The 22468-nt window shown below is 71.3% G+C and carries 22 protein-coding genes and 2 pseudogenes; 12 read left to right on the top strand and 12 right to left on the bottom strand.

Annotated elements, in window-relative coordinates:
* Positions 1–320 precede the first annotated feature (320 nt).
* Positions 321–1706 (top strand): hypothetical protein, encoded by a 1386-nt coding sequence (locus tag OG711_RS27040; RefSeq protein WP_329560977.1) that lies wholly within the window; start codon positions 321–323, stop codon positions 1704–1706.
* Between the two features lie 235 nt (positions 1707–1941).
* On the opposite strand, the gene OG711_RS27035 is transcribed toward OG711_RS27040, so the two are convergent.
* The 3 genes from OG711_RS27035 to OG711_RS27025 all read right to left on the bottom strand — a co-directional run bounded on the left by OG711_RS27035 (position 1942) and on the right by OG711_RS27025 (position 3165).
* Positions 1942–2310 carry a hypothetical protein gene (locus OG711_RS27035; RefSeq protein WP_073793618.1) on the bottom strand — a complete coding sequence of 123 codons (369 nt, stop codon included), beginning with the start codon at positions 2308–2310 and terminating at the stop codon, positions 1942–1944.
* Between the two features lie 340 nt (positions 2311–2650).
* The gene (locus tag OG711_RS27030) at positions 2651–2911 is read right to left on the bottom strand and encodes a DUF7848 domain-containing protein (protein WP_073793619.1); all 261 of its coding nucleotides are present in this window, start codon (positions 2909–2911) and stop codon (positions 2651–2653) included.
* A complete protein-coding gene (locus OG711_RS27025; RefSeq protein WP_329560974.1) occupies positions 2908–3165 on the bottom strand; it encodes a hypothetical protein in 258 nt (85 codons plus the stop codon). Before OG711_RS27025 ends, OG711_RS27030 begins: the two co-directional genes overlap by 4 nt.
* Before the next feature lie 106 nt (positions 3166–3271).
* On the opposite strand from OG711_RS27025, the gene OG711_RS27020 reads away from it, so the two are divergent.
* The 7 genes and pseudogenes from OG711_RS27020 to OG711_RS26990 all read left to right on the top strand — a co-directional run bounded on the left by OG711_RS27020 (position 3272) and on the right by OG711_RS26990 (position 5554).
* Entirely contained in the window at positions 3272–4108 is an 837-nt protein-coding gene (locus tag OG711_RS27020) for a helix-turn-helix domain-containing protein (protein ID WP_073793621.1), read from the top strand.
* Entirely contained in the window at positions 4105–4314 is a 210-nt protein-coding gene (locus OG711_RS27015) for a DUF397 domain-containing protein (protein ID WP_329560972.1), read from the top strand. The genes OG711_RS27020 and OG711_RS27015 overlap by 4 nt, the downstream gene beginning before the upstream one ends.
* 94 nt (positions 4315–4408) lie before the next feature.
* Positions 4409–4612 carry a DUF397 domain-containing protein gene (locus OG711_RS27010; RefSeq protein WP_329560970.1) on the top strand — a complete coding sequence of 68 codons (204 nt, stop codon included), beginning with the start codon at positions 4409–4411 and terminating at the stop codon, positions 4610–4612.
* A gap of 37 nt (positions 4613–4649) precedes the next feature.
* Positions 4650–4841 (top strand): annotated as a pseudogene (locus tag OG711_RS27005) (DUF397 domain-containing protein); the annotation flags it as partial.
* A 3-nt stretch (positions 4842–4844) separates the two neighbouring features.
* Positions 4845–5036: pseudogene (locus tag OG711_RS27000) on the top strand (DUF397 domain-containing protein); the annotation flags it as partial.
* A 55-nt stretch (positions 5037–5091) separates the two neighbouring features.
* Positions 5092–5295: a DUF397 domain-containing protein gene (locus OG711_RS26995; protein WP_266515326.1), complete on the top strand. Its 204-nt coding sequence runs from the start codon at positions 5092–5094 to the stop codon at positions 5293–5295.
* Between the two features lie 49 nt (positions 5296–5344).
* Entirely contained in the window at positions 5345–5554 is a 210-nt protein-coding gene (locus OG711_RS26990; protein ID WP_266515329.1) for a DUF397 domain-containing protein, read from the top strand.
* A 90-nt stretch (positions 5555–5644) separates the two neighbouring features.
* On the opposite strand, the gene OG711_RS26985 is transcribed toward OG711_RS26990, so the two are convergent.
* From OG711_RS26985 to OG711_RS26960, 6 genes are all read right to left on the bottom strand, one after another.
* On the bottom strand, positions 5645–6544 hold the full coding sequence (locus tag OG711_RS26985; protein ID WP_266515332.1) for an aminoglycoside phosphotransferase family protein: 900 nt from the start codon (positions 6542–6544) through the stop codon (positions 5645–5647).
* 92 nt (positions 6545–6636) lie between these two features.
* Entirely contained in the window at positions 6637–7428 is a 792-nt protein-coding gene (locus OG711_RS26980) for an ABC transporter permease (protein WP_073793627.1), read from the bottom strand.
* Complete coding sequence (locus tag OG711_RS26975; RefSeq protein ID WP_405674988.1) at positions 7425–8456, bottom strand: ATP-binding cassette domain-containing protein; 1032 nt, start codon at positions 8454–8456, stop codon at positions 7425–7427. Before OG711_RS26975 ends, OG711_RS26980 begins: the two co-directional genes overlap by 4 nt.
* A 99-nt stretch (positions 8457–8555) precedes the next feature.
* Positions 8556–9401 (bottom strand): DUF4097 family beta strand repeat-containing protein, encoded by an 846-nt coding sequence (locus OG711_RS26970; RefSeq protein ID WP_073793629.1) that lies wholly within the window; start codon positions 9399–9401, stop codon positions 8556–8558.
* Positions 9402–9482: 81 nt separating this feature from the next.
* Complete coding sequence (locus OG711_RS26965) at positions 9483–10001, bottom strand: toxin-antitoxin system HicB family antitoxin (RefSeq protein ID WP_073793630.1); 519 nt, start codon at positions 9999–10001, stop codon at positions 9483–9485.
* Between the two features lie 274 nt (positions 10002–10275).
* A complete protein-coding gene (locus OG711_RS26960; RefSeq protein WP_329560958.1) occupies positions 10276–11277 on the bottom strand; it encodes a GbsR/MarR family transcriptional regulator in 1002 nt (333 codons plus the stop codon).
* 211 nt (positions 11278–11488) lie between these two features.
* Between OG711_RS26960 and OG711_RS26955 the strand changes: the two genes are divergently transcribed.
* The 3 genes from OG711_RS26955 to OG711_RS26945 all read left to right on the top strand — a co-directional run bounded on the left by OG711_RS26955 (position 11489) and on the right by OG711_RS26945 (position 13473).
* Positions 11489–11737: a hypothetical protein gene (locus tag OG711_RS26955; RefSeq protein WP_245876990.1), complete on the top strand. Its 249-nt coding sequence runs from the start codon at positions 11489–11491 to the stop codon at positions 11735–11737.
* Positions 11734–13161, top strand: a complete 1428-nt coding sequence (locus OG711_RS26950) for a serine hydrolase domain-containing protein (RefSeq protein ID WP_329560955.1) — start codon at positions 11734–11736, stop codon at positions 13159–13161. Before OG711_RS26955 ends, OG711_RS26950 begins: the two co-directional genes overlap by 4 nt.
* 75 nt (positions 13162–13236) lie before the next feature.
* The gene (locus OG711_RS26945; protein WP_073793633.1) at positions 13237–13473 is read left to right on the top strand and encodes a hypothetical protein; all 237 of its coding nucleotides are present in this window, start codon (positions 13237–13239) and stop codon (positions 13471–13473) included.
* 136 nt (positions 13474–13609) lie between these two features.
* On the opposite strand, the gene OG711_RS26940 is transcribed toward OG711_RS26945, so the two are convergent.
* Positions 13610–19465, bottom strand: coding sequence for a DUF7927 domain-containing protein (locus OG711_RS26940; RefSeq protein WP_329560953.1), 5856 nt, complete (start codon positions 19463–19465; stop codon positions 13610–13612).
* A 462-nt stretch (positions 19466–19927) separates the two neighbouring features.
* A complete protein-coding gene (locus tag OG711_RS26935; protein WP_073793635.1) occupies positions 19928–20518 on the bottom strand; it encodes a TetR/AcrR family transcriptional regulator in 591 nt (196 codons plus the stop codon).
* 95 nt (positions 20519–20613) lie between these two features.
* Here OG711_RS26935 and OG711_RS26930 point away from each other — a divergent pair, with 95 nt between their 5' ends.
* Complete coding sequence (locus OG711_RS26930) at positions 20614–21627, top strand: saccharopine dehydrogenase family protein (RefSeq protein WP_329560951.1); 1014 nt, start codon at positions 20614–20616, stop codon at positions 21625–21627.
* A gap of 144 nt (positions 21628–21771) precedes the next feature.
* Here the strand turns inward: OG711_RS26930 and OG711_RS26925 are convergent, their stop codons facing one another.
* Positions 21772–22440 (bottom strand): response regulator, encoded by a 669-nt coding sequence (locus OG711_RS26925; RefSeq protein WP_073793637.1) that lies wholly within the window; start codon positions 22438–22440, stop codon positions 21772–21774.
* Positions 22441–22468: the final 28 nt, after the last annotated feature.

Below are 22468 nucleotides of genomic sequence, written 5' to 3'. Positions count from 1 at the left end.
GCCACGCGGCCACCGACTTCAGGTCCGCCGGAATGCCTCAACGCGCGGGCCCTCTCGCCCTTCATCCGTTCCGGCCGACGAGCCAGCCGGACCACCCCCTCGTGCCCCAGCCGCGCCGAAGTGGCGCGGGGCAAAGCGCTGCTGCCACTGCCACCACTCCACCCCACAGCAGGAGTTGACCCATGAGTGCATGCGGATGTGGGCAGTCCCCCCTCGTCATCGGCGGCTGCCGGCCCTCCAAGCCGGCCTGTCCGCCCGCCCCCTGTCCCCCGGTCGCTTGTACCGGCTCCAAGCCGGGCGAACACTGCGAGACGACCCCCTTGCGCGACTCCGCGCCGTACCGGGTCACGGCGACCGCGACCAGCACCGACCCGACGCCGTACTACACCATCGCCAACACCCACGCAGCGGTGGACCCCGTCGTCGCCCAGACCATCCTGAACAGCGGCACGGGCACGTTCCCGGCCGACGACGGAACGCACAACGGCCAGCACACCTGGCTCGCCGGCGTCGTGCACATCGACCCCACGACACTGCGCGGCGATCCCACCAGCGTCACCGTCAGCGCCTCGGTCCATGTCCACAACGACGGCAGGAACACCGCCTGTCAGCTCTACGGCCGTTTCGCCCTGTGGAACGGCACGACCCCGATCCGCACCGATCTCCTGGGCCCACCCGATCTGCCGCCGGGTGGTGACGACAACGGCGTCATCCCACCGACCACCGTGCCCCTCGCGGATGTCCTCGCGGGAAGGGTCGTCGTCGAGCTCAACCTGGAGACAGGCAACGACGACACCTGCCGGGTCGGCCCCAAGCAGTGGACCGTCGACAGCTTCGTCCTTACCGTCCAGGCGTCCGCCCCGGGCTGCGGCAGGCCGTTCCTCCGTACGACCTGCCGTGACTGCGACGGCGCGGTCACCTGTACGACCGACACCCTGGACGGCTCGATCCCCTACGCCCCGGTCCCGCCGGTCGTCCCGGTCGCCTCCTGCCAGGACGGCTGCGCCACCGCCCGCCCTCCGTGCGTCTCCACGGACCGGGGCAACGCCATCACCCGGGGCAGCGACGGGTGTCTGTACGCGCCCGACACACCCGCTCTGGACCCGTCCCCGTGCAACGCCGCACGGAACACCACCGGCGGGCTGCTCGTGCCACGGATCGACCTGACGGGTATCGCCCCTGGCGGCAACATCAGCACCCAGCGGTCCGTGGACATCGACGTCACCGGGACGCCCGGCTGCCCCGAAAGGTGGCGGATCGGCGCCCGCCTCACCCCGGTGAGCGCGTTCCGCAACGCCGAGAGGCAGCACGCCGACCTCCTGGCCCGGACAGGCACCGACGTACCGATCCCCGAGTCCGACATCGTGCTCCCGGAAGCGGGGGTGTACCACATCGACAGCGACGTACGGTACGCGCTCGGTTCCGCCACCGGCGGCAGCGGCTACATCATCGGCTGGCTCAGGGACGAGACCACGGACACCCTTCTGACGAGCTTCACCCAGATCGCGGTGATCAACGCGGCGAGGCAGCAGCAGTACGGCGGAACCACACACATCATGACCGAGTACGCGGTCACCTCCGGCCCCCGGACGGTCCGTCTGCACCTGATGTTCGTCCTCACCGGCGGCAAGATCACCAACGCCGAGGCCGGCGGCACCGACAGCAACGGCGCGACCCGGATGCGCCACCTCAAGGTCAGGGATTAGCCGTCGCTTCGTTCGGCGGGTGGGCGTTGGCCGACGCGCGGCTGGCCGCGCTGGGTGTGGTCGGCGGTGCACGCGCCCCGAGTGTGGACGTGCTCGGCGCACACGTGGTGCGTGACGCTGACGCTCCCGCTCATGCTTCCGTACCCGATGACCACCGGGGCGATGGTCCAACGCCCGCACAGGCAGCAGTGCTCACCGCGCACCGGGGGCACTTGGGGGAAGAGTCCGTCGTACGTCATGCGGGCATCCCGGCCCCGGCCCTGACCCCGGCCCTGGTCACGTCGGAGCCGTCGAACGTGAACGGCAGGTCCACCCCGAGGGTCGCCGCCGCGACCGCCGCCCGCCTCTCGTACTGCCGCTCGCGCTCCTCCTGCTCCCCGATCCAGTCCCGCAGATACGGCGGGACGCGGTGCCCCCACGGCGACGGGACGGACCGCGCCAGGACGTGTACGGGGATCGGGGTACGGGCGGCGCAGATGACCAAGGGGACGGGCCCGGTCCGGACTGCGAGGTGTCCGGCACTGTGGCGTCCGGGACGGGTGCGCCGGGTCCAGGGGAGGACGTTCAGCACCCGTACGAGGGCACGGGCGATAGCATCACGCATACGTCGTTCAGCTCCTCAGAAAGCTGTGGCGGCGAGCCCCGGCGGACCGTTCGAGCGATCTGTCGGGGCGCTTCTCTTCGTTGTCCGGATGGCGGCTGATGGGGGGCCGGTCCGGTCGGTGCGTCCGGGGCGGTGTCAGGGCGAGGAGTCGCGCCAGGCATCCGCTCCCATCCGGGATCTCATCCGTGCGGAAAGGCGAGCAGCTGCCGGAATCGGGCGTTGTTCGCCGCTGAGTCCTTCTCCCCCGCACTCGCCGTGAACTCGCGGCGCCCCTCCCCTTGCGTGCTCCGGGTCAGCTCTGCGGTGCGCCGCACTTGCGGCAACGGTTCGCGCCGCTCGTTCAGCGGGAGTCCTCGGGCACCAGGTGCCAGGCGCGGCGGACCACCTGCTCGTACTCGGTGTGCCCTTGGTGGTCCCGCAGGTGGCGGAACTTCCAGACCTGCGCGGTGTCGAACTCCTCCGACTCCCCTGACTCCGCACCGCACGGGTTGCCGGACCTGTCCTTGGTCGTGCAGCGGAACAGGTGCAGTGTCGGGGGCGCGTGAGCGGTGACGTTCGGCGTACTCGTCCACCGCACATGCCGATAGCGGGCGCGGATCACAGCAGTTCACCCCGGCTTCGCGCGTTGGCGCGGGCGGTCTCGGCGCGCAACCGCTCTTCCGGACTCGCCAGTTGCGTGTCCCCCGGGCTGACGGCCCACTCGGTGCCCCCGCACACGGGCCGCAAGCACCACCAGCCGCACCACTCGCCCCGGAACTCACCGACCTGGTACCGCGATACATCCACCAGGAGCGTGCCGATCTCCGGAACAGGCGGTGATTCCGGCTGCTCCGATCGAACGAATTTGCCAGACATGGACCACTCCTCTGTGTAGCCGATCCACTACTGAGGGGGCACAGCGTTGCCTAGAGTTGGGAGCTGTTCAACCTGTCCGATAGGAACGAAAGGTCAGTGATCGCCGTTGAACCGCAAGGAGTTGAACCCAGACGCATCACCCCAAGCAGCATTCGGGGCACAGGTGCGCAGCTCACGCGAGCGACGCGGCTGGACGCAAGACGAGTTGGCCGATCGGATGGAATATTCCAGCACGCACATTTCAGCCGTTGAAACCGGACGTAAGTCCCCGACTCGTCGGTTTTCGCGCAGTCTTGACTCAGCCTTCGAACTCGATGGGACTACAGAGTCGTTCGAACGCGCCTGGGGGGAGATCCGGCACGGCAGCCTGTTGGAAGGCTTTCCGGAGTTCGTCGGGTACGAGGCTCGGGCAGCGGAGATCAGGCTGTATGAAGTAGGCGTGATGCCTGGACTCCTCCAGACGCCGGAGTACGCGACGGCACTGGTAGCGAGCGAGGTCAAGCGGGGGGCGATCACAGACGACCAAGCACGGGAGCGAACCGCACTGATCGCGGAACGCCAAGCCGCCCTGATCCGGCGGACACCACCCCTAGTCTTCGTGGTGCTGGACGAGAGCTGCATTCGGCGACCCATCGGTGGACCTGACGTCATGGACGGGCAGTTGGCGCGGCTGGTCGAGTTCGCCGCGCTCCCGAACACCGTTCTCCAGGTGGCGACTTTCGCTATGGGTGACCGCAGACCGTTCAACTTGCCGATCACCGTACTGACGCTCGCTGACCGGTCTCTCATGTCGTACGCCGAGTCCGCACATCGAGGACACCTCGAACGAGACAACAAGTTCGTGCTGCCCCTACTGGGCGCCTACCATCAACTACAGGCCGAAGCACCATCCCAATCAATGTCCGTGACCATGATTAGCCAGATCCGAAAGGGCATTCCGTGACGACCGAGTCCCCCCGCTGGTTCACTTCCTCGTACAGCGCCAACGGCGGCCAGTGCATCGAGGTTGCTGCCAACCTGACAACCACCCACGGCATCGTCCCCGTCCGCGACTCCAAGAACCCGAGCGGACCCGTGCTCGACATACCCGCCACCGCGTTCGCGTCCTTCGTGACCGGAGTCAAGGCCGGAGAGTTCGGATCGCTCTGAGCCGCCCGCACAGAGTGCTCACGAGCCCCGTTCGAACCAGCGCCGAGCGGGGCTCGACCCGTTGCCCAGTCATCAAGTTCCGAAAGGACACCCAGTGACGGTCGAATCCCCGCAGTGGTTCACGTCCTCGTACAGCAGCAACGGCGGGGCCTGCATCAAGGTCGCCACCAACCTCGTCGCCTCCCACGGCGTAGTCCCCGTCAGGGACAGCAAGCAGACCGACAGCCGCGTCTTGGCGCTCTCCCTGAGCGCTTTCACCGGGCTGGTGGCATTCGCCCGTACCACCGACGTGAGCTGAAGTCCGTCCCGGCCCCTAGACCCGCGAAAGGACACCGATGACGACCGAGTCCCCGCACTGGTACAAGTCCTCGTACAGCTCCAACGGTGGCGACTGCATCGAAATTGGCGCCGCCCAAGCCGTCTCGCACGGCATCGTCCCCGTCCGCGACTCCAAGAACCCGGACGGTCCCGTACTCGGCATCCCCGCCACCGCGTTCACGTCCTTCGTCAACGGAGTCAAGGCCGGAGGATCGCCCCGCTGGTCCACGTCCTCGTACAGCAACAACGGTGGCACTTGCGTCGAGGTGGCCACGAACCTCGTCGCCTCGCACGGCGTGGTCCCCGTCCGGGACAGCAAGCAGACCGACGGCCCCGTCCTGACGCTCGCCCCCAGCGCGTTCATCGGGCTTGTGGCACTCGCCCGCACCATCGACGTGAGCTGAAGTCCGCCCCGACCACGAGAATCCCGTCCAATCCGCACGGCGAAAGGACACCCCAGTGACGGCCGAGTCTCCTCGCTGGTACAAATCCTCCTTCAGTGAGAACGGCGGCGCCTGCATCGAGGTCGCCACGAACCTCGTCGCCACCTGCGCGACCGTCCCCGTCCGGGACAGCAAGCAGATCAGCGGTCCGGTCCTGACACTCACCCCGCGCGCGTTCACCGGACTGGTGGCACTCGCCCGCCGCGCCGACGTGAGCTGAAGTTCGCTTCCTGGGCTGAGAGGCCCGTCCGGCCGACGAAAGGACCCACATGGCAACGGAGTTCCCCCGCTGGTACAAGTCCTCGTACAGTTCCAACGGCGGCCAATGCGTCGAGGTCGCCGCCAACCTCGCCGCCGCCCACCGCATCGTCCCCGTCCGCGACTCCAAGAACCCGGACGGACCCGTGCTCGACATCCCCGCCACCGCGTTCACGTCCTTCGTGGCCGGAGTCAAAGCCGGAGAGTTCGGCGCGCTCTGAAGCACCCGCGCAGCACGCACACGAGCCCCGCTCGGACCCAGCGCCGAGCGGAGCCCGGGGGAGCCCGTCCCACGCGGGGGCCGCAGCCTCCTAGAGCGGCGCCAGCGTGCGGTCCAGCGCGGCCCGGCCCGCCGGGCCCCACGTCGGCTTGCCGCCGGGCAGGCCCTGGTCGCCGGCCTGGCCTATGCGGATGAGGACGAGGCTCTTCACCGCGGCCAGGCCCCGGGCGCGGCGGATCATCGCCTCGTCCGCGCGGGTGTACGTGTCGAAGAACCGTGCGGCCGAACCGGCGGGCAGCAGCACCCACGCGGCGGCGACATCGACCGCCGGGTCGCCCTTGCACGTATCACCGAAGTCGATCACGCCCGCGAGTGTGCCGTCCGTGGTGACGACGTTCGCCGGGTGGAGGTCGCCGTGCAGCCACAGCGGCGGGCCGTCCCATTCGGGCGCCGCGAGGGCGTCGTCCCATACGGCCTGGACACGGTCGAGTTCAGCGGCGGGCGTCCCGGAGGCGGCGACTTCCTCCAGTATCTTCTCGACGGTCCCGTGGAACGTTTTGAGGGGAACGCCGCGGTCCGGACTGACCGGTGCCTCCGGGGGCGCCTCCGTGTGGAGTGCTTCGAGGAAGTCCGCCAAGGTACCGGCCGCGCTGTCGTGGCTGAGGGGGGCGTGGTCGGCCGGTGTGCCGGGGACCCAGGTCACGATGGTCCATGGCCGTGGGAATCGGGCGGACGGTTCGCCCATCCGCACGGGGGTCGGGACGGGCAGCGGAAGGCGTGGGGCCAGGGCGGGGAGCCAGCGGTGCTCCTTGCGCAGGAGGGCGGGCGCGCGTTCCGAGCGGGGGATGCGGACCGCCAACTCCTCCCCGAGGCGCCAGAGTTGGTTGTCCCAGCCGCCGGTGACCTCACGTACGTCCGGTCCCGCCAGGTCCGGGTGCTGTTCCCGTACCAGTGCGCGCACCAGTCCTTCGTCGATCTCGAAGTCGTCCATCGCCTCACCCAATCATCAACGGCGACGCCGCCACGACGGGATTCCGTCGTGGCGGCGTGTCGCCGGATGGGCGACCCGGCCGTCATGGCCGGCTACTTCGGGTCGTGGTTGAACTTCGAGGTGGACCAGAAGTAGCCGAGGAGCGCGAGGCCCACGCACCAGACGACGGCGAGCCATCCGTTGTGGCCGATCCCGCTGCCGAGCAGCAGCCCGCGCAGGGTCTCGATGGCGGGGGTGAACGGCTGGTACAGGGCGACCGGCTGGAACCAGCCCGGCATCGTGTCGACCGGGATGAAGGCGCTGGACAGCAGCGGCAGGATCATCAGCGGCAGGGCGTTGTTGCTGGCGGCCTCGGCGTTCGGGCTGATCAGGCCCATGCCGACCGCGATCCAGGTGAGGGCCAGGGCGACCAGTGTCAGCAGTCCCAGCGCCAGCAGCCACTCCAGGGCGGTGGCGTCCTGGGCCCGGAACCCGATGGCCACCGCGACGGCCCCGACGAGGATCACGCTCATCATGCACTGCACCACACTGCCGACGACGTGCCCGACGAGCACCGAACCGCGGTGGATCGCCATCGTGCGGAAGCGGGCGATGATGCCTTCGGTCATGTCGTTGGAGACGGACACCGCCGTCCCGATCGTGGTGCTGCCGATGGTCAGCAGCAGGATGCCGGGGACGATGTAGGCGATGTAGTCGGAGCGGTCCGCGCCGCCGCCGCCGATGCCCGCGCTCATCACGTCACCGAAGATGTAGACGAAGAGCAGCAGCAGCACGACCGGGCTGAGCAGCAGGTTCAGGGTCAGGGACGGATAGCGCCGGGCGTGCAGGAGATTGCGGCGCAGCATCGTGGACGAGTCGCGCACGGCGAGGGAGAGGGCACTCATCGGACGGTCTCCTTGGTCTGGTCGGTCGCGTCGTTGCCGCCGGTCAGGGCGAAGAAGACGTCGTCGAGGTCGGGGGTGTGCACGGTCAGTTCGTCGGCCTCGACGCCGATCGAGTCCAGCCAGTCGAGGAGGGAGCGCAGTTCGCGCTGGGTGCCGTCGCTGGGGATCTGGAGGGTGAGCGACTCGTCGTCGGGGGCGCCCCCCGGCCGGGCGGGGCCGGGAGCCGGGGGGAGGGTGGCGTCGCGCAGGGCGACGGCGGCGGAGCGGTACGCGGCCGGGTCGTCGAAGCGGAGGCGGATGTGTCCGCCGGGGATGAGCCGCTTGAGTTCGTCGGCGGTGCCCTCGGCGGCGATCCTGCCGTCGTGGAGGACCGCGATGCGGTCGGCGAGCTGGTCGGCCTCCTCCAGGTACTGGGTGGTGAGGAAGACGGTGACGCCGTCGGAGAGCAGTTCGCGGATGATCTGCCACATGTTGTGGCGGCTGCGGGGGTCGAGGCCGGTGGTCGGCTCGTCGAGGAAGATGATCCGCGGGTCGCCGACGAGGGTCATGGCGAGGTCGAGCCGCCGCTTCATCCCGCCGGAGTAGGTGGAGGCGGGCTTCTTCGCGGCCTCCGTCAGGCCGAACCGGGCGAGCAGTTCGGCGGCCACCCGCTTCCCCTCCCGCCGGGGCAGATGGTGCAGGTCCGCCATGAGGAGCATGTTCTCCTCGCCGGTGATCAGGCCGTCCACGGCGGAGAACTGGCCGGTGACACCGATCGCGGCACGGACCGACTGGGGGTCGGTGGCCAGGTCGTGGCCGCCGACGCGGATGCCGCCGGAGCCCTCACCGGCGGAGAGCAGCGTGGAGAGGATCTTGACGACGGTGGTCTTGCCGGCGCCGTTCGGGCCGAGCAGCGCGAAGACGCTGCCCGCCGGGATGTGCAGGTCGACGCCGTCGAGGACGAGCTTGTCACCGTAGGACTTGCGCAGGCCGGTGGCGGAGACGGCGGCGGGCTGGTCCTTGCTGGTGCCGCGCCTGGGCGTGGGCATGACAGATGAAGCCATGTGGCTCTCCCGATCGGGGGCTGGTGGGGACGGAGGGGGAGGTGGAGAGGTGGAGAGGTGGAGCGCGCCGGGGAAGGGCGGGGCTCAGACGCGGGCGCGGCGGATGTCGATGTTCCCGTGGCGCGTACGGGCGCGGACCTCGACGGTGTCCTCGGACTCGTCGGGGCTCGCGGAGGCGGTGAGCGTGTTGCGCACCTGGCCCATGTGGGAGCTGACGTCGAGCCAGGTGGCGGTGCCCTCGCGGATGCCGATCTCGATGGCGCCGTACGCGGTCTCCAACTGGACGGTGCCACGGGCGACATCGGCGACGCGCAGGGTGCCGTGCGCCGTGGTGGCGGCGACCGAGCTCTCGGCGCGGGTGATGGTGATGTCGCCGTTGGAGCCCCTCACCCGCAGATCGCCGGTCACGCTGCCGACGGTCGTGCTGCCGTGCGAGTTCTTCAGTACGGCGGGGCCGTCGACGGTGCCGATATGCAGACTGCCGGAGCTGGTGGTGATCTCGGCGGAGCCGTCGACCCGCTCGACGGTGATCGAGCCGTGCGCGGCGGTCAGGTGCAGCGGGCCGGTCGTGTCCAGCCGGACGTCACCGGACGAGCTCTTCACCCGGACCTCGCCGAGCCGCCCCTCACCGAGCACCTGGACCCAGGCGCCGGTGACGTCGAGGTGCGAGCCCGTGGGCAGTTCGACCGTCACATCGACGGTGCCGGAGGGCCCGACGAGGTAACGCGCCTTGGGCGTCCTGACGGTCAGGGTGCCGCTCACGTACGTCACCTCGGTCTGCTCGGCGGCCCGTACGTCCTGGCTCCGCTTCGGGTCGCGGGGCCGTACCTCGACGACCGTTTCAAGGGTCTTGGCCGCGGTGAACTGGATGGAACCGGCGGAGACGTGAGCGTTGGCCGAGATGGGTTCGGGCGTGTCGAAAGAAGGCATGGCTGTCCCGTCCTCATGAGTCCGTGGGCCGTCCCCGCTGGTGGGACGTGATGGGTGTGAAGTGGGCGGGCGTGGGCGCGGCTAGCGCACCCAGCCCGTGAAGCTCTGTCCGACGGTGCGGGACCTCTCGGCCGGCCGCGGCCGGGCGCCGCCGTCCGCCGCGGCCGAAACCGCCCGCACCAGCCACGCGTTGACCGACAGGCCCTCGCGGCTCGCGGCCTCCTCGGCGCGCGCCTTGAGGTGGGCCGGCAGCCGCAGATTGACGCGGGCGGTGCCGCCCTCGTCGGTGTCGGCGGAGGCCGGGGCCGGGAGCGGTGCGGGCGGCTGCGCCTCGTGCGGCGCGGTGCGCTCCTCGTGCTGCGGCAGCACCACCACGAAGTCGGGGTCGAGGCCCCGCAGTCGTACGTCGACCGAGCCGGGGGCGAGTTCACGGGTGATCTCGTCCATGGCGGCGGACAGCACGTTCAGCAGGGTCAGACGGGTGGCCGACTCCAGCGGAGCGGTCAGCCGCTCGGCGAGCTCGCGGGCTTCGTCACCCCCGGCTTCGGCGGCCACCGCCAGTTCCCTGCGGAGTGTTTCGACGTACGGCGTGAGGTCCATGACGCCATCATGGCACCACAGTGGCGCCATCCGCAAGTCCGGGGGTGCCACCGGCAGGGCGAGACGGGCTCCCCCGTCACGCCTTGGTCGCATTGCCGCAGGTCAGCAGCGCTGCGGAGGCGCGTGAAGCGATGACACCACACAGTCGCCGGGTGATGTCACACAGCGCCTGGCGCGGCGACGTGGCACCGCATGGCATCACGTGGCGCCACATGACGCCACGCGGTGCCACGTGACGCCATGCGGTGCCACGTATCGCCACGCTCCGCGCGGGTCACCTCTCCAGCGCTTCGCGCTGCGCCGGGGTCAGACGGTCCGGTCTGGCGGTGACGGCGTACGTCCCGGGTCCGACGGTCCGCAGGGCGAGGGGGTCGGCGAGGTCCGGCCGCCGCCGGAGCGCGTCGAGGGCGGCGACGGCGCGGTGCCGGGGCCAGCCGAGCGCGGCGGCCACCGCGTCCAGGGTGAGCGGCCGACCCGCGTGGACCAGGGCGGCGAGCACGGTCAGCACGTCGTACGCGACGGCGTCCGCGAGGGTGCTGTCGCGCATCTGGTCTCTCAGCCGGGCGAAGAACCGGCCCATCCTGTCGAGCCGTCCCCCGGCCGTCGTGTCCGCGCCGAAGAGCTCGGCGCCCCGCAGCGCGGCGGTCGCGATCTCGCCGTGCGCGCCGGTGTCGGCCTGCCACGCCCGGAGCCAGACATCGTCGTCGATGAGATACCGCTCGCGGCGCCGACCGGGATCGGACCGGCGCACCACCAGCTCCATCGCTTCGAGGGAGCCGATGGACTTGGACACCGACGCCGGGCTGACCTGGAGCCGCCGCACCAGATCGGCCGCCGTCAGACCGTCGGCGTCGGCGGTGACCAGGGAGACGAACACCCGGGAGGTCATCCGGGGCAGACCCGTCGCGGCCAGCAGACCCGCGAAGCGGTCCACGAAGGCGCGCACCTCGCCGGACCACCGCCCGCCCTCGGACGACCACCCTTCCCCGGACGACGGGCCACCCCCGGGCGACGACCCATCCCCCGACAACCCCTCGTCGGCCGCAGGTCCGGGCCGGACCGGTCGCGCCGGTCCGCTCCGGCGGGCGCGGAGGTCGGCGGCCCCCTGGGCGTGGTCGGCGAGGTAGCCGCCCGGCGCGCTGTTGCGGGCGGCCTCGCGGCTGATCGTGGACGTCGGACGGCCGAGCCGCCGGCCGATCTCGGCGTACCCGAGCCCGTCGGCCAGCCACCCGGCGATCAGACACCGGTCCTCATGGGTCAGCCTGCCTCCCGGCACCGGAACACCTCTTCCCCTTGCGTTCAACTGCGTTCAGCGACACACATTGCAACGGCCCTCGCGGGCACGGCCGAACAGTTGCATTCAATCGCAACTCCGTTGCAACGATTGGTGTTTACCTGCCCTTTCCATGCCACCTTTCGTTGACCCGGACCAAAACGCAACGTAGCTTTTCGCCATCCGGAAAGAGAGGGCGCAGATGATGCAGGTGATGGCCGTGTCGACCGTGTCGGACGACGACAAGTTCTGGAGCGGGCTGAAGAAGGCACACGCCGGACTCCCCCAGGGCGCCGGATGGACGCTGGCGGTGGCGAGCAAGGGCGGGGCCAAGGCGGTGAACATCATCAGCCATGACTCCGTGGACGGGGTGAGGGAATTCTTCGAGGCGCACGCCGGTGCCTACGCCACGACGGAGTACTTCGAGGCGGACGCCGCGAACGCGGTCGGTCTCCCGCGATGACGGTCGACGTACCGCGGATCGTGGCGCGGCTGGCCGAACTGCTGGCGGAGTACGGGATACCGAGCGCGGCGATCGGCGTGCTCCACGGCGGGAGGATCACCGAACTCGCGGCAGGCGTCAGGAACGTGGAGACGCGGCAGCCCGTGACGACGGACACCGTCTACCAGTGCGGCTCCCAGACCAAGACATGGACCGCGCTGGCCTTCATGCAGCTGGTCGCCGAGGGGAAGGCGGATCTGGACGAGCCGGTGCGGACATGGCTGCCCGGCTTCACGGTGACCGATCCGGAGGCGTCCGCCAAGGTGACACCACGCCACCTGCTGCACCACACCGGCGGTACCGAGGAGTCCTACGGCGATCCCGGCGAGGGCGACGACGTCCTGGAGCGGATGGTCGGGAACGCGGCCGGCGCGACCCAGGTCTTCCCGGTCGGCAGTACCCACGGATACAGCGCGGCGCTGGGCTACGCGATCCTCGCGCGCGTCCTGGAGGTACGGGACGGCAAACCCTGGGACGAGGTCATGCGGGACCGCCTCTTCGACCCCATGGGCCTGACCAGCACGCACACCCGCCATGAACAGGTCGACGCGACCCGGGCCGCGACCGGGCACCTGATCCGCTCCCTGGCGGAAGGCCCCCTCGTCACACCGGTGGACCATCTGCCGCGCGCCTTCGGCCCCGGCGGCAACATCACCTCCACGACCCGGGAGACGCTCGCCCTGGCGCATGTCCTCCTCCACGAAGGCATCGCGCCGAACGGAAGGCGCGTCGTCCCGGCGGAGAGCGTCCGGGAGATGAGGAGTTCACGGGTGCCGGTGCCGGACCCGTATCTGTTCGGGCCGCAGTGGGCGCTCGGTCTCATGGTGTGCGACTGGCACGGCGAGACCGTCTACGCGTCCGACGGCAGCACGATCGGCCAGCACGCCCGGCTGCGGCTCCTGCCGGACTCCGGCACCGCCGTCGTCATGCTGACGAACGGCGGACCCCGGGAGAGCTTCTTCCGGGCGGTGTTCCACGAGATCCTGACCGGCCTCGGCACGGCCACCGTCCCCGGCCCGCCCGTACCGGACCCGGCCCTCGACCTCGACCCGTCCCGGTACACGGGCGTCTACGAACGGCCCGGCGCACGGTACGAGGTGTCGGGCGAGCGCGGAAGGCTGTACGTGACCCTGGACCTCGACCCGACGACGGCCGCGTTCCTCCAAAAGCCCGACCGCGTCCGCCACGAACTGCTCCCGGTCAGCGGAACGCATTTCCTGATGCCGCCGACCGACCCGCTGGAGGACGCCCGGACGGTCGCGCTCCACGACTTCACGGACGGCACCGCCCGGTACCTCCACACCAACGGCCGGACGCACCCGAGGACGAGCCCCGGCCCGATTCCCCGGACGGCTCCGCGACTTAAGTACGAGCCCGCGCCGTGAACCACCGACTTCGGTCGACGGACCACCACCCCGAGCCCGTTCCGGGGAGTGGCGACGCCTGCCTAGATTCGAGCCATGACTTCCTCCACCCCCAACTCCCCCCTGACCGTCTTCACCGGACTGATCTGTTTCATCCTGGTCGTCGGCGGCGCGAGCGGGCTGCTGCGCGAGTGGCTCGGCTGGATTCACTTCATGGGATTCGTCCGCTATCTCACGGTGGACGGATATGAGACGTACAGCTACGCGGCAATGGTCATCCTCGGTGTCGCGGTGGGGGCGGCGGGTGACGCGCTCGCGCGCCGCCATGGCTGACCCGTCGGGCGGCCCGGTTCCCCGGCGCACCGCTCCCCAGGCCTCCGCACCCGAACCCACCTGGCCCTGTGCGGGGAGGTCCGGGGGCGGCGGGCCCTGAGGGGTCGCGGGAGCGAGGTGGACGGGAGAGCGGAGGTCAGGGCCTGGCGCGGTGGGCGCGTCGTCGGGCGGTGATCAGCAGTGCCGCGCCGCCGAGGAAGGCGGCACCCGCGACGAATGCGGTGGCGACGAGGTCGGACCCGGTGCTCGCGAGCCAGGACGACGGCTTCGGCGTCACGGCCGTCGTGACCACGCAGTTCTGACCGGGGACGGCGGACGCCCGCGCGGGACACTCCCCCGGCCGCCCACCGGCACCACCGGCCGCACCGCCGACGGAGCCACCGACCGCACCGGCGTTCGCACCGCTACCGGAACCACCCTCAACGGAGCCGCCGTTCGCGGACCCTGCGCCGCCGGAACCACCGGAACCACCGGACGCACCGCCCGAGCCGCTACCGCTACCCGAACCACTCCCGCTCCCGCCACCACTCCCGATACCGCCGGACCCGCCGCTCGGCGCACCGCTCGGGTTCGTGCCAGGTGTGGGCGTGGGGCCGGGGCCGGGGTCCTTGTCGGGGGTGACGCCGATCCGGGAGAGGCCGTTGACGATACGGGCGCCCTCGCCGGTGACCTTCTTGACGGTGACCGAGTAGGTGAGTGTCTCGGTGCCGCCCGCCCTGACCGGGGTCGACCACAGCATCCGTGCGTCACCGATCACCACCTTCCCGGCGGTGGCCTTCGCGTCGCCGTTGAACCGGGTGTGGGTGAGGACATCGGACATGTCGTCCTCGACGCCCGCCGGGTCGCCCGCCACGAAGTCCGCGTCACCGACATTGCGGGCCGTGACCGTGTACGTCACCGTGTCGCCCGGGTGCACCGGGCCCGAGGTGTCGGCGGTCTTCGTGAAGTGGAGCTTCGGGACGGTGATCGCGGCGCAGGCGGTGGCCCGGCCGACGACCGTGTCCGTCGAGGTCAGCGACACGGAGTTGCCGTAACCCCGGCCTCCCTCAGGGCCGCACGCCACGTCCTCGGCGGTCAGGTGCATCGCGTCCGACCGCGCCGTGACCGTCACCCGGTACTCCCGTGTCCCGGGGCCGTCGCCGGTCGCCGCCGGAACCCGGTGCGTCCCGGTGAACAGGGCCGTGTCCGGGGTGACCGTGGCGTCGCCGACCTTGGTGAGGCCGCCGTTGAAGCGCGGGTTCATGGTCGCGCCGCCGCTGTCGGCCGTCACCTTCAGGACGCGGACGCCCCGGGGGAACGACAGGGTGTCGTCCAGCTTGTGGACGAGACCGCCGGCCGCGGTACGCGACTCGTTGGTGACGGTGATGACGTAGCCGATGTCCCAGGTGCCGTCGGCGTTGCGCCGCGGCGCGCCGTCGACCGTCTTGGTGACGGTCGGCTTCGCGGGGGCGGCGCAGGAGTCCGCGGTGCGCCGCGAGCCGTCGGTGAGGGTGAGGGTGGCGCGGTTGGCGAAGCCGCCCGCGGCGCCGTCGACACAGAGCCCCGGGGCGGTCCCGGCCGTGCCGTGCGCGTCGGCGGTGACGGTCACGGCCCACTCGTGGGTGGCGCCGCCGGGGAGTTCCACGTCCGTGGCGAGTTCGCCGGTGCCGTTCCAGTCGTCGTTCCCGGTGACGCCGTCCGGGGCGCTCACCCTCGTGCCGGTCACGTCGATGCCCGCGCCGGGGCGGAGGTCGTCCGCGAGGTCGTAGCGGGCCGGGCGGTGCGGGTCGGGGTTGGTGACCTCCAGGTCGTAGACGACCGTCCAGCGGCCGTCGTCGCGCTGCTCGGCCGAGCGGACCGACTTGGCGAGCAGCGGGGCGAAGCCGTCGGTGGTCGTGGCGCAGGGCACCCCGTCCTCGTCGCGGCCGGCCGTGCTGTCGCAGACGGTTCCTTCGTCGGCGCCGTACGCGGTGTTGCGCAGCGTGTGGTCGCCGTCGCTGTCGCTGTCGACGTGTACCCGGTAGGTGAGGGTGACGGTGTCGCCGACCGCGAGGGCGCCCGCCCACCGCAGGACTCCGTCCGACGGGTCGGGCAGGGGCTCGGAGGGGCCGCCGCCGGTGGTCACGGACGCGGAACCGGTCACGAACGACGCGTCGTCCAGGACTCCGTCCAGATGGTCGGTGAGCACGGCGGGGGTGGACAGCGTGTGGTCGGCCGTCCCGGAGTTCGTCGCCGTCACCGTGTACGTGACGGTGTCACCGGCGCTGACCCCGGCGGACGGGATGCCCGACACCTTGGTCAGGGTCAGGGCGCGGACCGCGTCGGTGTCCGAGACGTCGGCGGTCAGTGTCCGCCCGCTGTGGGCGGGGTCGGGGGCGGTGACGCGGGCGGAGTTGACGACCGCGCCGCGGGCCCCGGGCAGCACCCGCACCCGCACCTCGACCGTCGCGGTGGCACCGGTACCGCCCGTCGTACGGTCGCCGTCCGGGGAGGGGACCCCCGCACGGCCCAGGTCACCCAGTGTCCAGGTCACCGTGCCGCCCGGCCGGTTGCCGAAGGCGTCGGCGTCGCCCTGGTCGCTGACGGTGCCGCCGTCGGTCGCGGACACGAACTCCAGCCCGTCCGGGAGGGTGTCGGTGAGGGTGGCGCCGGTGATCCGTTCGCCGGGCAGCAGGTTGGCCGCCTCCAGGGTGTAGCCGTACTCCTCGCCCACGGCCACGTCGTCCCGGCCGTCGGTCTTCGTCAGCGCGAGTCCGGCGGTCGCGGGGCCGACCCGCACACACCCCGTGGCCTCGTTGTTCGCGGGGCGCGGGTCATGCATGGGGCCCGTGACGGAGGCGGGGACGCAGATCCGGCCCGACGTGGTCGGGGTGACCGGTACGTCCAGTGCGGTGGTCACGCCCTTGCGGAGCGGTCTCGGCTCGCCGTCGTCGTCCACGGGCGCGCAGGTCAGGGTGAGCGGGCCGTCGAGCGGGGCGCTGCCCGGCTCGGCGGTGCATGTCCAGCCCTGCGGCGTCAGGCTGTCGACCGTCAGACCGGCCGGGACCGCGACGGTCACGGTCGCGGCCGTCTCCCGCGAACCGCCGCCGTGGGTGACGGTGAACGGCAGCACTCCGGGGCGGCCCACCTGCAACGGCAGCCGCTCGGGGACACCGGCCTCCAGGTCGGCCTCCTGGGTCGCCGCGCACACCGGGCGGGGTTCCGACGGCAGCGTCTGACGGCTGTCGAGGGCGACCGAGTTGCACGCGACGGCGTCCGCCTCCGTGCCCGGGGCGACCGCGGCGACGAACACGAAGGCCGCTTCCTGGCCGGGTGCGAGGTCACCGGTGACCGTCGCGCGGACGGCCTTCTTCCCCGCCGGGCCGGGGCCCCAGTCGTCGGTGGTGCCGGGCGCGGCCGGGTTCACCTCGGCGCGCGCGGGGTTCGTGGACGCCGAGTACTCCAGCCGCAGGTTCGCGGAGATGTCCGGGACGCTGTCGAGCGTCTCGTCGAAGGTGCTGCCGCGCGGGGTCGACGCGGTACCGGCGCTCGTGCCCCGGTCGCCCGTGTGCGGCAGCACGTCGTACGCGACCACCTCGCTGAGCGTGGTGTTCCCGGTGTTCTTCAGGGTGACCCGGTAGCGGATGTCGGTGGCCGTCGGCGCGACGCCCACCAGTTGGTCGGGGTCGGACAGCCAGGCGCATCCGTCGGGCGCGCCGGGGGTCGGCAGACAGATCTCCTTGACGGCGCTCAGCCCGTCGGCGGAGGAGACCGTCACGTTCTGCGCGGCGCTGGAGAACCATTCGTCCGTCGAGCCGTCGCCGTCGATGTCGGGGGCGTCCTGGACGGCGTTCGCGTACGTGGCCTCGGCGCTGGTCCAGGTGTGCCGGAAGTCGCCCGCCCAGGCGGTGGCCGTGCTCCTGGTCCCGGCGGTGACGCCGAAGCCGGGCCGGGCGGCGACGGTCATGTTCGGCCAGGTGGTGTTCTCCCCGAAGGAGACCCCGCTCGGCCAGGTCGCCACGACGGCCTCACGGGACACCCCGCCGACGGTCTTCGTCGTGTGGTCGAGGACCACACCGTCCGGTACCGACCCGGCGGGGAAGGACGCGGAGTCGGCGTCGACGGTCCAGCCGGCCGGTGCGAGGAACACGTACTGCGGGGTGATGTCCGCGTCGGCGGGGATGCCCGAGGTAGCGCCCCGCAGGCTGAAGGTCACCTTCTTGCCCGGGACGGCGTTGCCCCCGCCCTCGATCACGGGGGTGGTCGCGAAGGCGGCGGCGAAGGCGGGCTTCGCGGCGTTGGTCTTCGGGTACGCGCGGAACTGGATGGTGCGGGACACCGGGCCGAGTTCCCTCGGGTCGAGTCCGCTGCCGGGCCACGACATCGTCGCGGTCGCGGTGTTGGTGCGCCGCTCACCGATCGGCGCTGTCTTCTTCACGGGGTAGGAGAAGTAGGCGCCGAAGCCGTTCGAGCCGGTGTCACCGGGGCGGATGTTCGGCGGTGCCAGGGTGCCGCTGGTGATCCGCGCCTTGGTGTACCAGGTGCCGGGGGGCGCGCTGGCGGTGCCGTTGGAGGTACCGGAGGTGCCGTTGTTCAGCGTCCAGGCGATGGTGGCGGCCGGGGTCGTGCTGGTCGTCGTGATCCGGTCGACGGGTGCGTCCGGCTGGCCGAGGGTGTCGTCCTCGATGACGGCGACCCCGGCGGCGTTCGACTGGTTGCGGGCCACCACGGACCAGGAGTAGAGGCTGTCCGCGAACGGGGCGAGGGCCGAACCGGGCGCGCAGACGCGGTTCCAGTCGTCGCGACCGCCGGACGGGCAGGTCAGTCCGGTCACGTCCGGGGGTACGTTCAGGAGCCGGACCGCGCCGCTGGAGCCGCTGTTCGTGGAGTCCTTCGCCACATCGGCCCGGGGGAAGGGGTCGTAGCAGGACACCGTGTGGGACATCGTGGACGACGCGCTCCTGGTGGTGCGCTCCGGGTCGAGGTAGGTGGCCGTCACCTCGGCGGTGGTGGTCACCCGCTCCTCGAAGTCGCAGCCGCCGGGGTCGGAGGTGAACCCGCCCACCGGGTAGTTCACCGTGACCGAGCGCGGTGTGTAGGGCGCGCGGCTGGTCCACTGCCCGACACCGGCCCACCCCCAGCCGCCGGACGCCGTGGCCACGGGGGCGTCCTTCGTACCGAGCGACCAGGTGATCGAGTGCGCGGCCCGGTCGTAGACCCCGCCACCGCTGCTCGACACGTACACGGCCCGGGGGTCCAGCTTCTCGACCACGGTGTAGTTGCCGGCCGCGATCCACTGTGAGGTGCCGGTGATGACCGAGCCGCTGATCCGCGCGAAGGAGCCCGTGCCCATCGAGACGTTCCACGACACGTTCGTCCCGGGTCTGACCGATCCGGGGCTCGCCATGGCGATGGACGGGGACGGTACGGAGCTGGTCCAGGTCACGGGTGCCGCGTCGGCCGTCGCCGGGCCGACCGCGCTGGTGGCGTCCATGGTGGCCGACATCCGGACGCTGAACCCGGACGGGTAGTACTGGGCCGGCTTGGGCGTCGTGTACGAGCCGCTGCTGGCGATGGTGTAGACGACGAGGAAGGTGCCCGAACGGCCGGCCGTGAGATCACCGAGGGTGATGGTCCGGCCCGTCGCGTCCGTACCGCCGACCGACGCGCCCGGAAGTCCCGCCGGGGGCGTCCAGTTCGTGTACGAGAGCAGGGGCGCGGCGGACAGCCCGTACGGGTCCGGCTGGGACGGCGACATCCGCACGGTGGCGCCCACGCAGTCGGAGGCGGCGCAGGAGTACCCGACCTTGTACGCGACGGAGTTGTCGTGCGTGCCGAAGGAAGCCGTCGTCTGCGGCGCCCCGGTGGTCGGGTCGACGGCCTCCACGGAGACATCGAGGACGGCGGTCCCCGGGGCCGCCTGCGCGGTCATCGCGGGCATCAACAGCCCCGCCACCAAGGCGAAGGCGGCCAGTGCGGCGAAGGTGCCGCGCCTGCGTATCGCCGCCCGGAGAGTGCCTTTGCGGTACGCCACCGAATTCCTCCTGGATTCACGCGCGGGGCATTGCCTTCGAGGCATGCCGGAGAGGCACCGGATCCGGCGTCGGGCGCATGACCGAAAGGGGTGCTCAGCACGTCTTGGGGCGGTGACACGCGAGTTCGCACACAGCCGGAACATCGCGTTCCGTAGCTGACTATCAGTCAGACAGTAACAGTACGGATCTCATCACATCAACCAATACGGACATATCAAGTTCCCGAATGACCCGCTTTGTGACGCATGCCACGCACCCTGGACACCACGGCCGTTCCCACGGCAGCACCCCGGACCGACAGCCGCGCACGGCAATTCATCGACATATCAACCGGCTGAATTCACGCCGGAGAAGCGGGTTCGACGGGTCCACGATTCACTGTCGGGAATTACGCCTCCGCCGCTCCGAACGCCTCGCCTGCCGCACCTCACAGGGCAGGGCCCGAAAGGCAGGGTCAAGGCTCAACGGTCGGCCCCGGCGTCAAGGCTGCCCAGGATCAGGCCGGTCAGCGCGGTGACCGCTTCGCCGTCGGTCGCCCGCTCCCCGTTCAGCTCGGCGGCGATCGCCTCGGCCGCACCCAGCACGCCGACGCACCGCAGCCGCAGGGCCTGGGGCGCGAGCCCGGAGTACGGCAGCAGCGCGGCGGCCATCAGGTCCGTGTAGCCGTCGGTCGACTCGCGCTGGACCGCCTCCATCTCCGGGTTCCCCTTCAGCGCGGCGGAGACGGCGCCGAGCTCCGGCATGTCGGTGGCGCAGGCGAAGTAGGCGGCGCTGATGACGCGGGCGACCTCGCCGGCGCTGGGTTCGGCGTCCCGCAACGCCTGGGTGATCGCGGCCCGGTGGCGGTCGTCGAGCCGTTGGTGGAGCGCGAGCAGCAGGCCGGGGCGGGTGGCGAAGTGGTCGTAGGCGATCGGCCTGCTCACCCCGGCCTCCTCCGCGAGGGTGACCAGGGTCAGCCCGTCGGCGCCCCGGGTGCGCACGATCACCAAGGCGGTGTCGAGCAGCTGCTCCCGCCTGGCCTGCTTGGACAGACGGGTCGGTGCGGCGGCCATGGTCCTCCCTCTCACTCCCTTGCGTTCCCGTCCCAATCTAAGCTACAAAACGTAGGCTACAAAATGTAGCTTCATGGATGTGAGGGGAACCCACAGTGGGACAGTCGGAATCGGTACTGATCCTGGGCGGCACGGGCCAGGCGGGAGCGGGGGCCGCCGCCCTCCTGCGGCGATGGCACCCGGCGCTGCCGCTGACGATCGCGGGTCGCGACCTCGACCGCGCCCAGCGGGTCGCCGACGAACTCGGCACCGCCACGGCCACGACCATCGATCTGCGGCGCGGCGATCTCGGCCTCCCGGCCGACCACCACTACTCGGCGGTGGTCGCCGCGCTCTGGGACGACCATCTGCACGGACTGCGCTACGCGCAGCGTCACGGGCTGCCGTACCTCAGCATCTCCAGCGGTCTGACGGACATCGCGCCGGAGGTCGTCGCGGGCGCCCAGCGGGCGAACGCCGCGCCGATCCTGGTGGCCAGCCACTACTGCGCCGGTACCGTCGTCCTCGCGGCCCTGCACACCGCCCGGCGGTTCGGCCGGGTCGACAGCATCCGGATCGGTGCGGTACTGGACGAGACGGACACCGGCGGGCCTGCCGGAATCGCGGATCTGGAGCGGTGGTCCACGGCCACCACGGCGGGACTCGTGCGCCGGGACGGCGTCTTCACCTGGGTCACCGACCCCGACGCACAGGCGGATGTGCGCGGTACCGACGGCACCGGTCTGCCCGGCCGGAGCATCGCCATCCTCGACGTACCGAGCCTCGCCCTCGCGACGGACGCCCCCGATGTCCGCTTCGACTTCGCCGTCGGTGAATCCACGGGCCGGCGCCGCGGTGAACCCGCTTCCTTCGAGGTCCGGATCGACCTCGAAGGAACGGACCGGGAGGGTGCGCCGATCAGTACGAGCCGCTACCTGGTCCACCCGGCGGGGCAGCGCCCCTTGACCGCGACCGGCATCGCCCTCGGCGTCGAGCGCTTGCTCGGACTGCGCGGCGAAGCGGTCGCACCGGGCATCCACACCCCCGAGTCGTTGCTCGACCCGGCCTACGCGGTGCAGCGGCTGGAGGAGACCGGCGCCACCTTCATCGACGCGCCTGGAGGCGGCTGACCCGCCCTGGATGTCTCACGGAGCACCCAGCACGGTCATGGCATCCGGTCGGGAAAGGAGGAGCCGACCTGGGACGTCTCACGGAGCAGCCGCCATGGTCACGGCATCCGGTGCGGGTCGGCCCGGCCGGGCGGAGGTACGCCGTCAGAGCGTTCCGGGGGTCACCATGCCGGACTCGTAGGCGACGATGACGAGTTGGGCGCGGTCGCGGGCGGCCAGTTTGCCCATGATGCGGCTGACATGGGTCTTGGCGGTGAGCGGGCTCAGCCCGAGCGAGAGGGCGATCTCCTGATTGGTCAGGCCCCGGGCGACCAGCCCGAGGACCTGGCGTTCGCGTTCGGTCAGGGTCTCGGGGCCGGGCGACCGCCCCGGGCCCGGGTCCGGGGCGCGCAGGGCGCGGGCGATCAGCCGGGCGGTGGGACCGGGCGACAGCAGGGCCTCGCCCGCCGCCACGAGCCGTATCGCGTCCAGGAGTTCGGCGGGCCGGGTGTCCTTCACCAGGAAACCGGAGGCACCGGCGCGCAGCGCGTCGATGATGTGCTCGTCGGTGTCGTACGTGGTGAGCACGAGGACCTTCACCCCCGCGAGGTCCTCGTCGGCGGCGATCAGCCGGGTCGCCTCGATCCCGTCGAGGTCGGGCATCCGGATGTCCATGACGACCAGGTCGGCCCGTGCGGTGCGGGCCAGGTCGACGGCCTCCCGGCCGGTGCCCGCCTGGCCGACCACCTCCATGTCGCCCGCCGATTCCACGAGCATCGCGAAGGCGGCCCGTACCAGCGTCTGGTCGTCGGCGAGCAGCACACGGATCGTCACGGGGTCCCCCTGGGAGTGTCGTTCGGCG

Source organism: Streptomyces uncialis (genome assembly GCF_036250755.1).
Taxonomy (GTDB): Bacteria; Actinomycetota; Actinomycetes; order Streptomycetales; family Streptomycetaceae; genus Streptomyces; species Streptomyces uncialis.
This window is presented reverse-complemented; position numbering and strand designations above follow the sequence as displayed.

Bases quoted from the DNA above. Each gene is read 5' to 3' on its own strand.
- OG711_RS27035 (WP_073793618.1), bottom strand. From the start codon at position 2,310: ATGCGTGATGCTATCGCCCGTGCCCTCGTACGGGTGCTGAACGTCCTC.
- OG711_RS27025 (WP_329560974.1), bottom strand. From the start codon at position 3,165: ATGTCTGGCAAATTCGTTCGATCGGAGCAGCCGGAATCACCGCCTGTT.
- OG711_RS26990 (WP_266515329.1), top strand. From the start codon at position 5,345: ATGGCAACGGAGTTCCCCCGCTGGTACAAGTCCTCGTACAGTTCCAAC.
- OG711_RS26985 (WP_266515332.1), bottom strand. From the start codon at position 6,544: ATGGACGACTTCGAGATCGACGAAGGACTGGTGCGCGCACTGGTACGG.
- OG711_RS26980 (WP_073793627.1), bottom strand. From the start codon at position 7,428: ATGAGTGCCCTCTCCCTCGCCGTGCGCGACTCGTCCACGATGCTGCGC.
- OG711_RS26975 (WP_405674988.1), bottom strand. From the start codon at position 8,456: ATGCCCACGCCCAGGCGCGGCACCAGCAAGGACCAGCCCGCCGCCGTC.
- OG711_RS26970 (WP_073793629.1), bottom strand. From the start codon at position 9,401: ATGCCTTCTTTCGACACGCCCGAACCCATCTCGGCCAACGCTCACGTC.
- OG711_RS26965 (WP_073793630.1), bottom strand. From the start codon at position 10,001: ATGGACCTCACGCCGTACGTCGAAACACTCCGCAGGGAACTGGCGGTG.
- OG711_RS26955 (WP_245876990.1), top strand. From the start codon at position 11,489: ATGGCCGTGTCGACCGTGTCGGACGACGACAAGTTCTGGAGCGGGCTG.
- OG711_RS26950 (WP_329560955.1), top strand. From the start codon at position 11,734: ATGACGGTCGACGTACCGCGGATCGTGGCGCGGCTGGCCGAACTGCTG.
- OG711_RS26945 (WP_073793633.1), top strand. From the start codon at position 13,237: ATGACTTCCTCCACCCCCAACTCCCCCCTGACCGTCTTCACCGGACTG.
- OG711_RS26935 (WP_073793635.1), bottom strand. From the start codon at position 20,518: ATGGCCGCCGCACCGACCCGTCTGTCCAAGCAGGCCAGGCGGGAGCAG.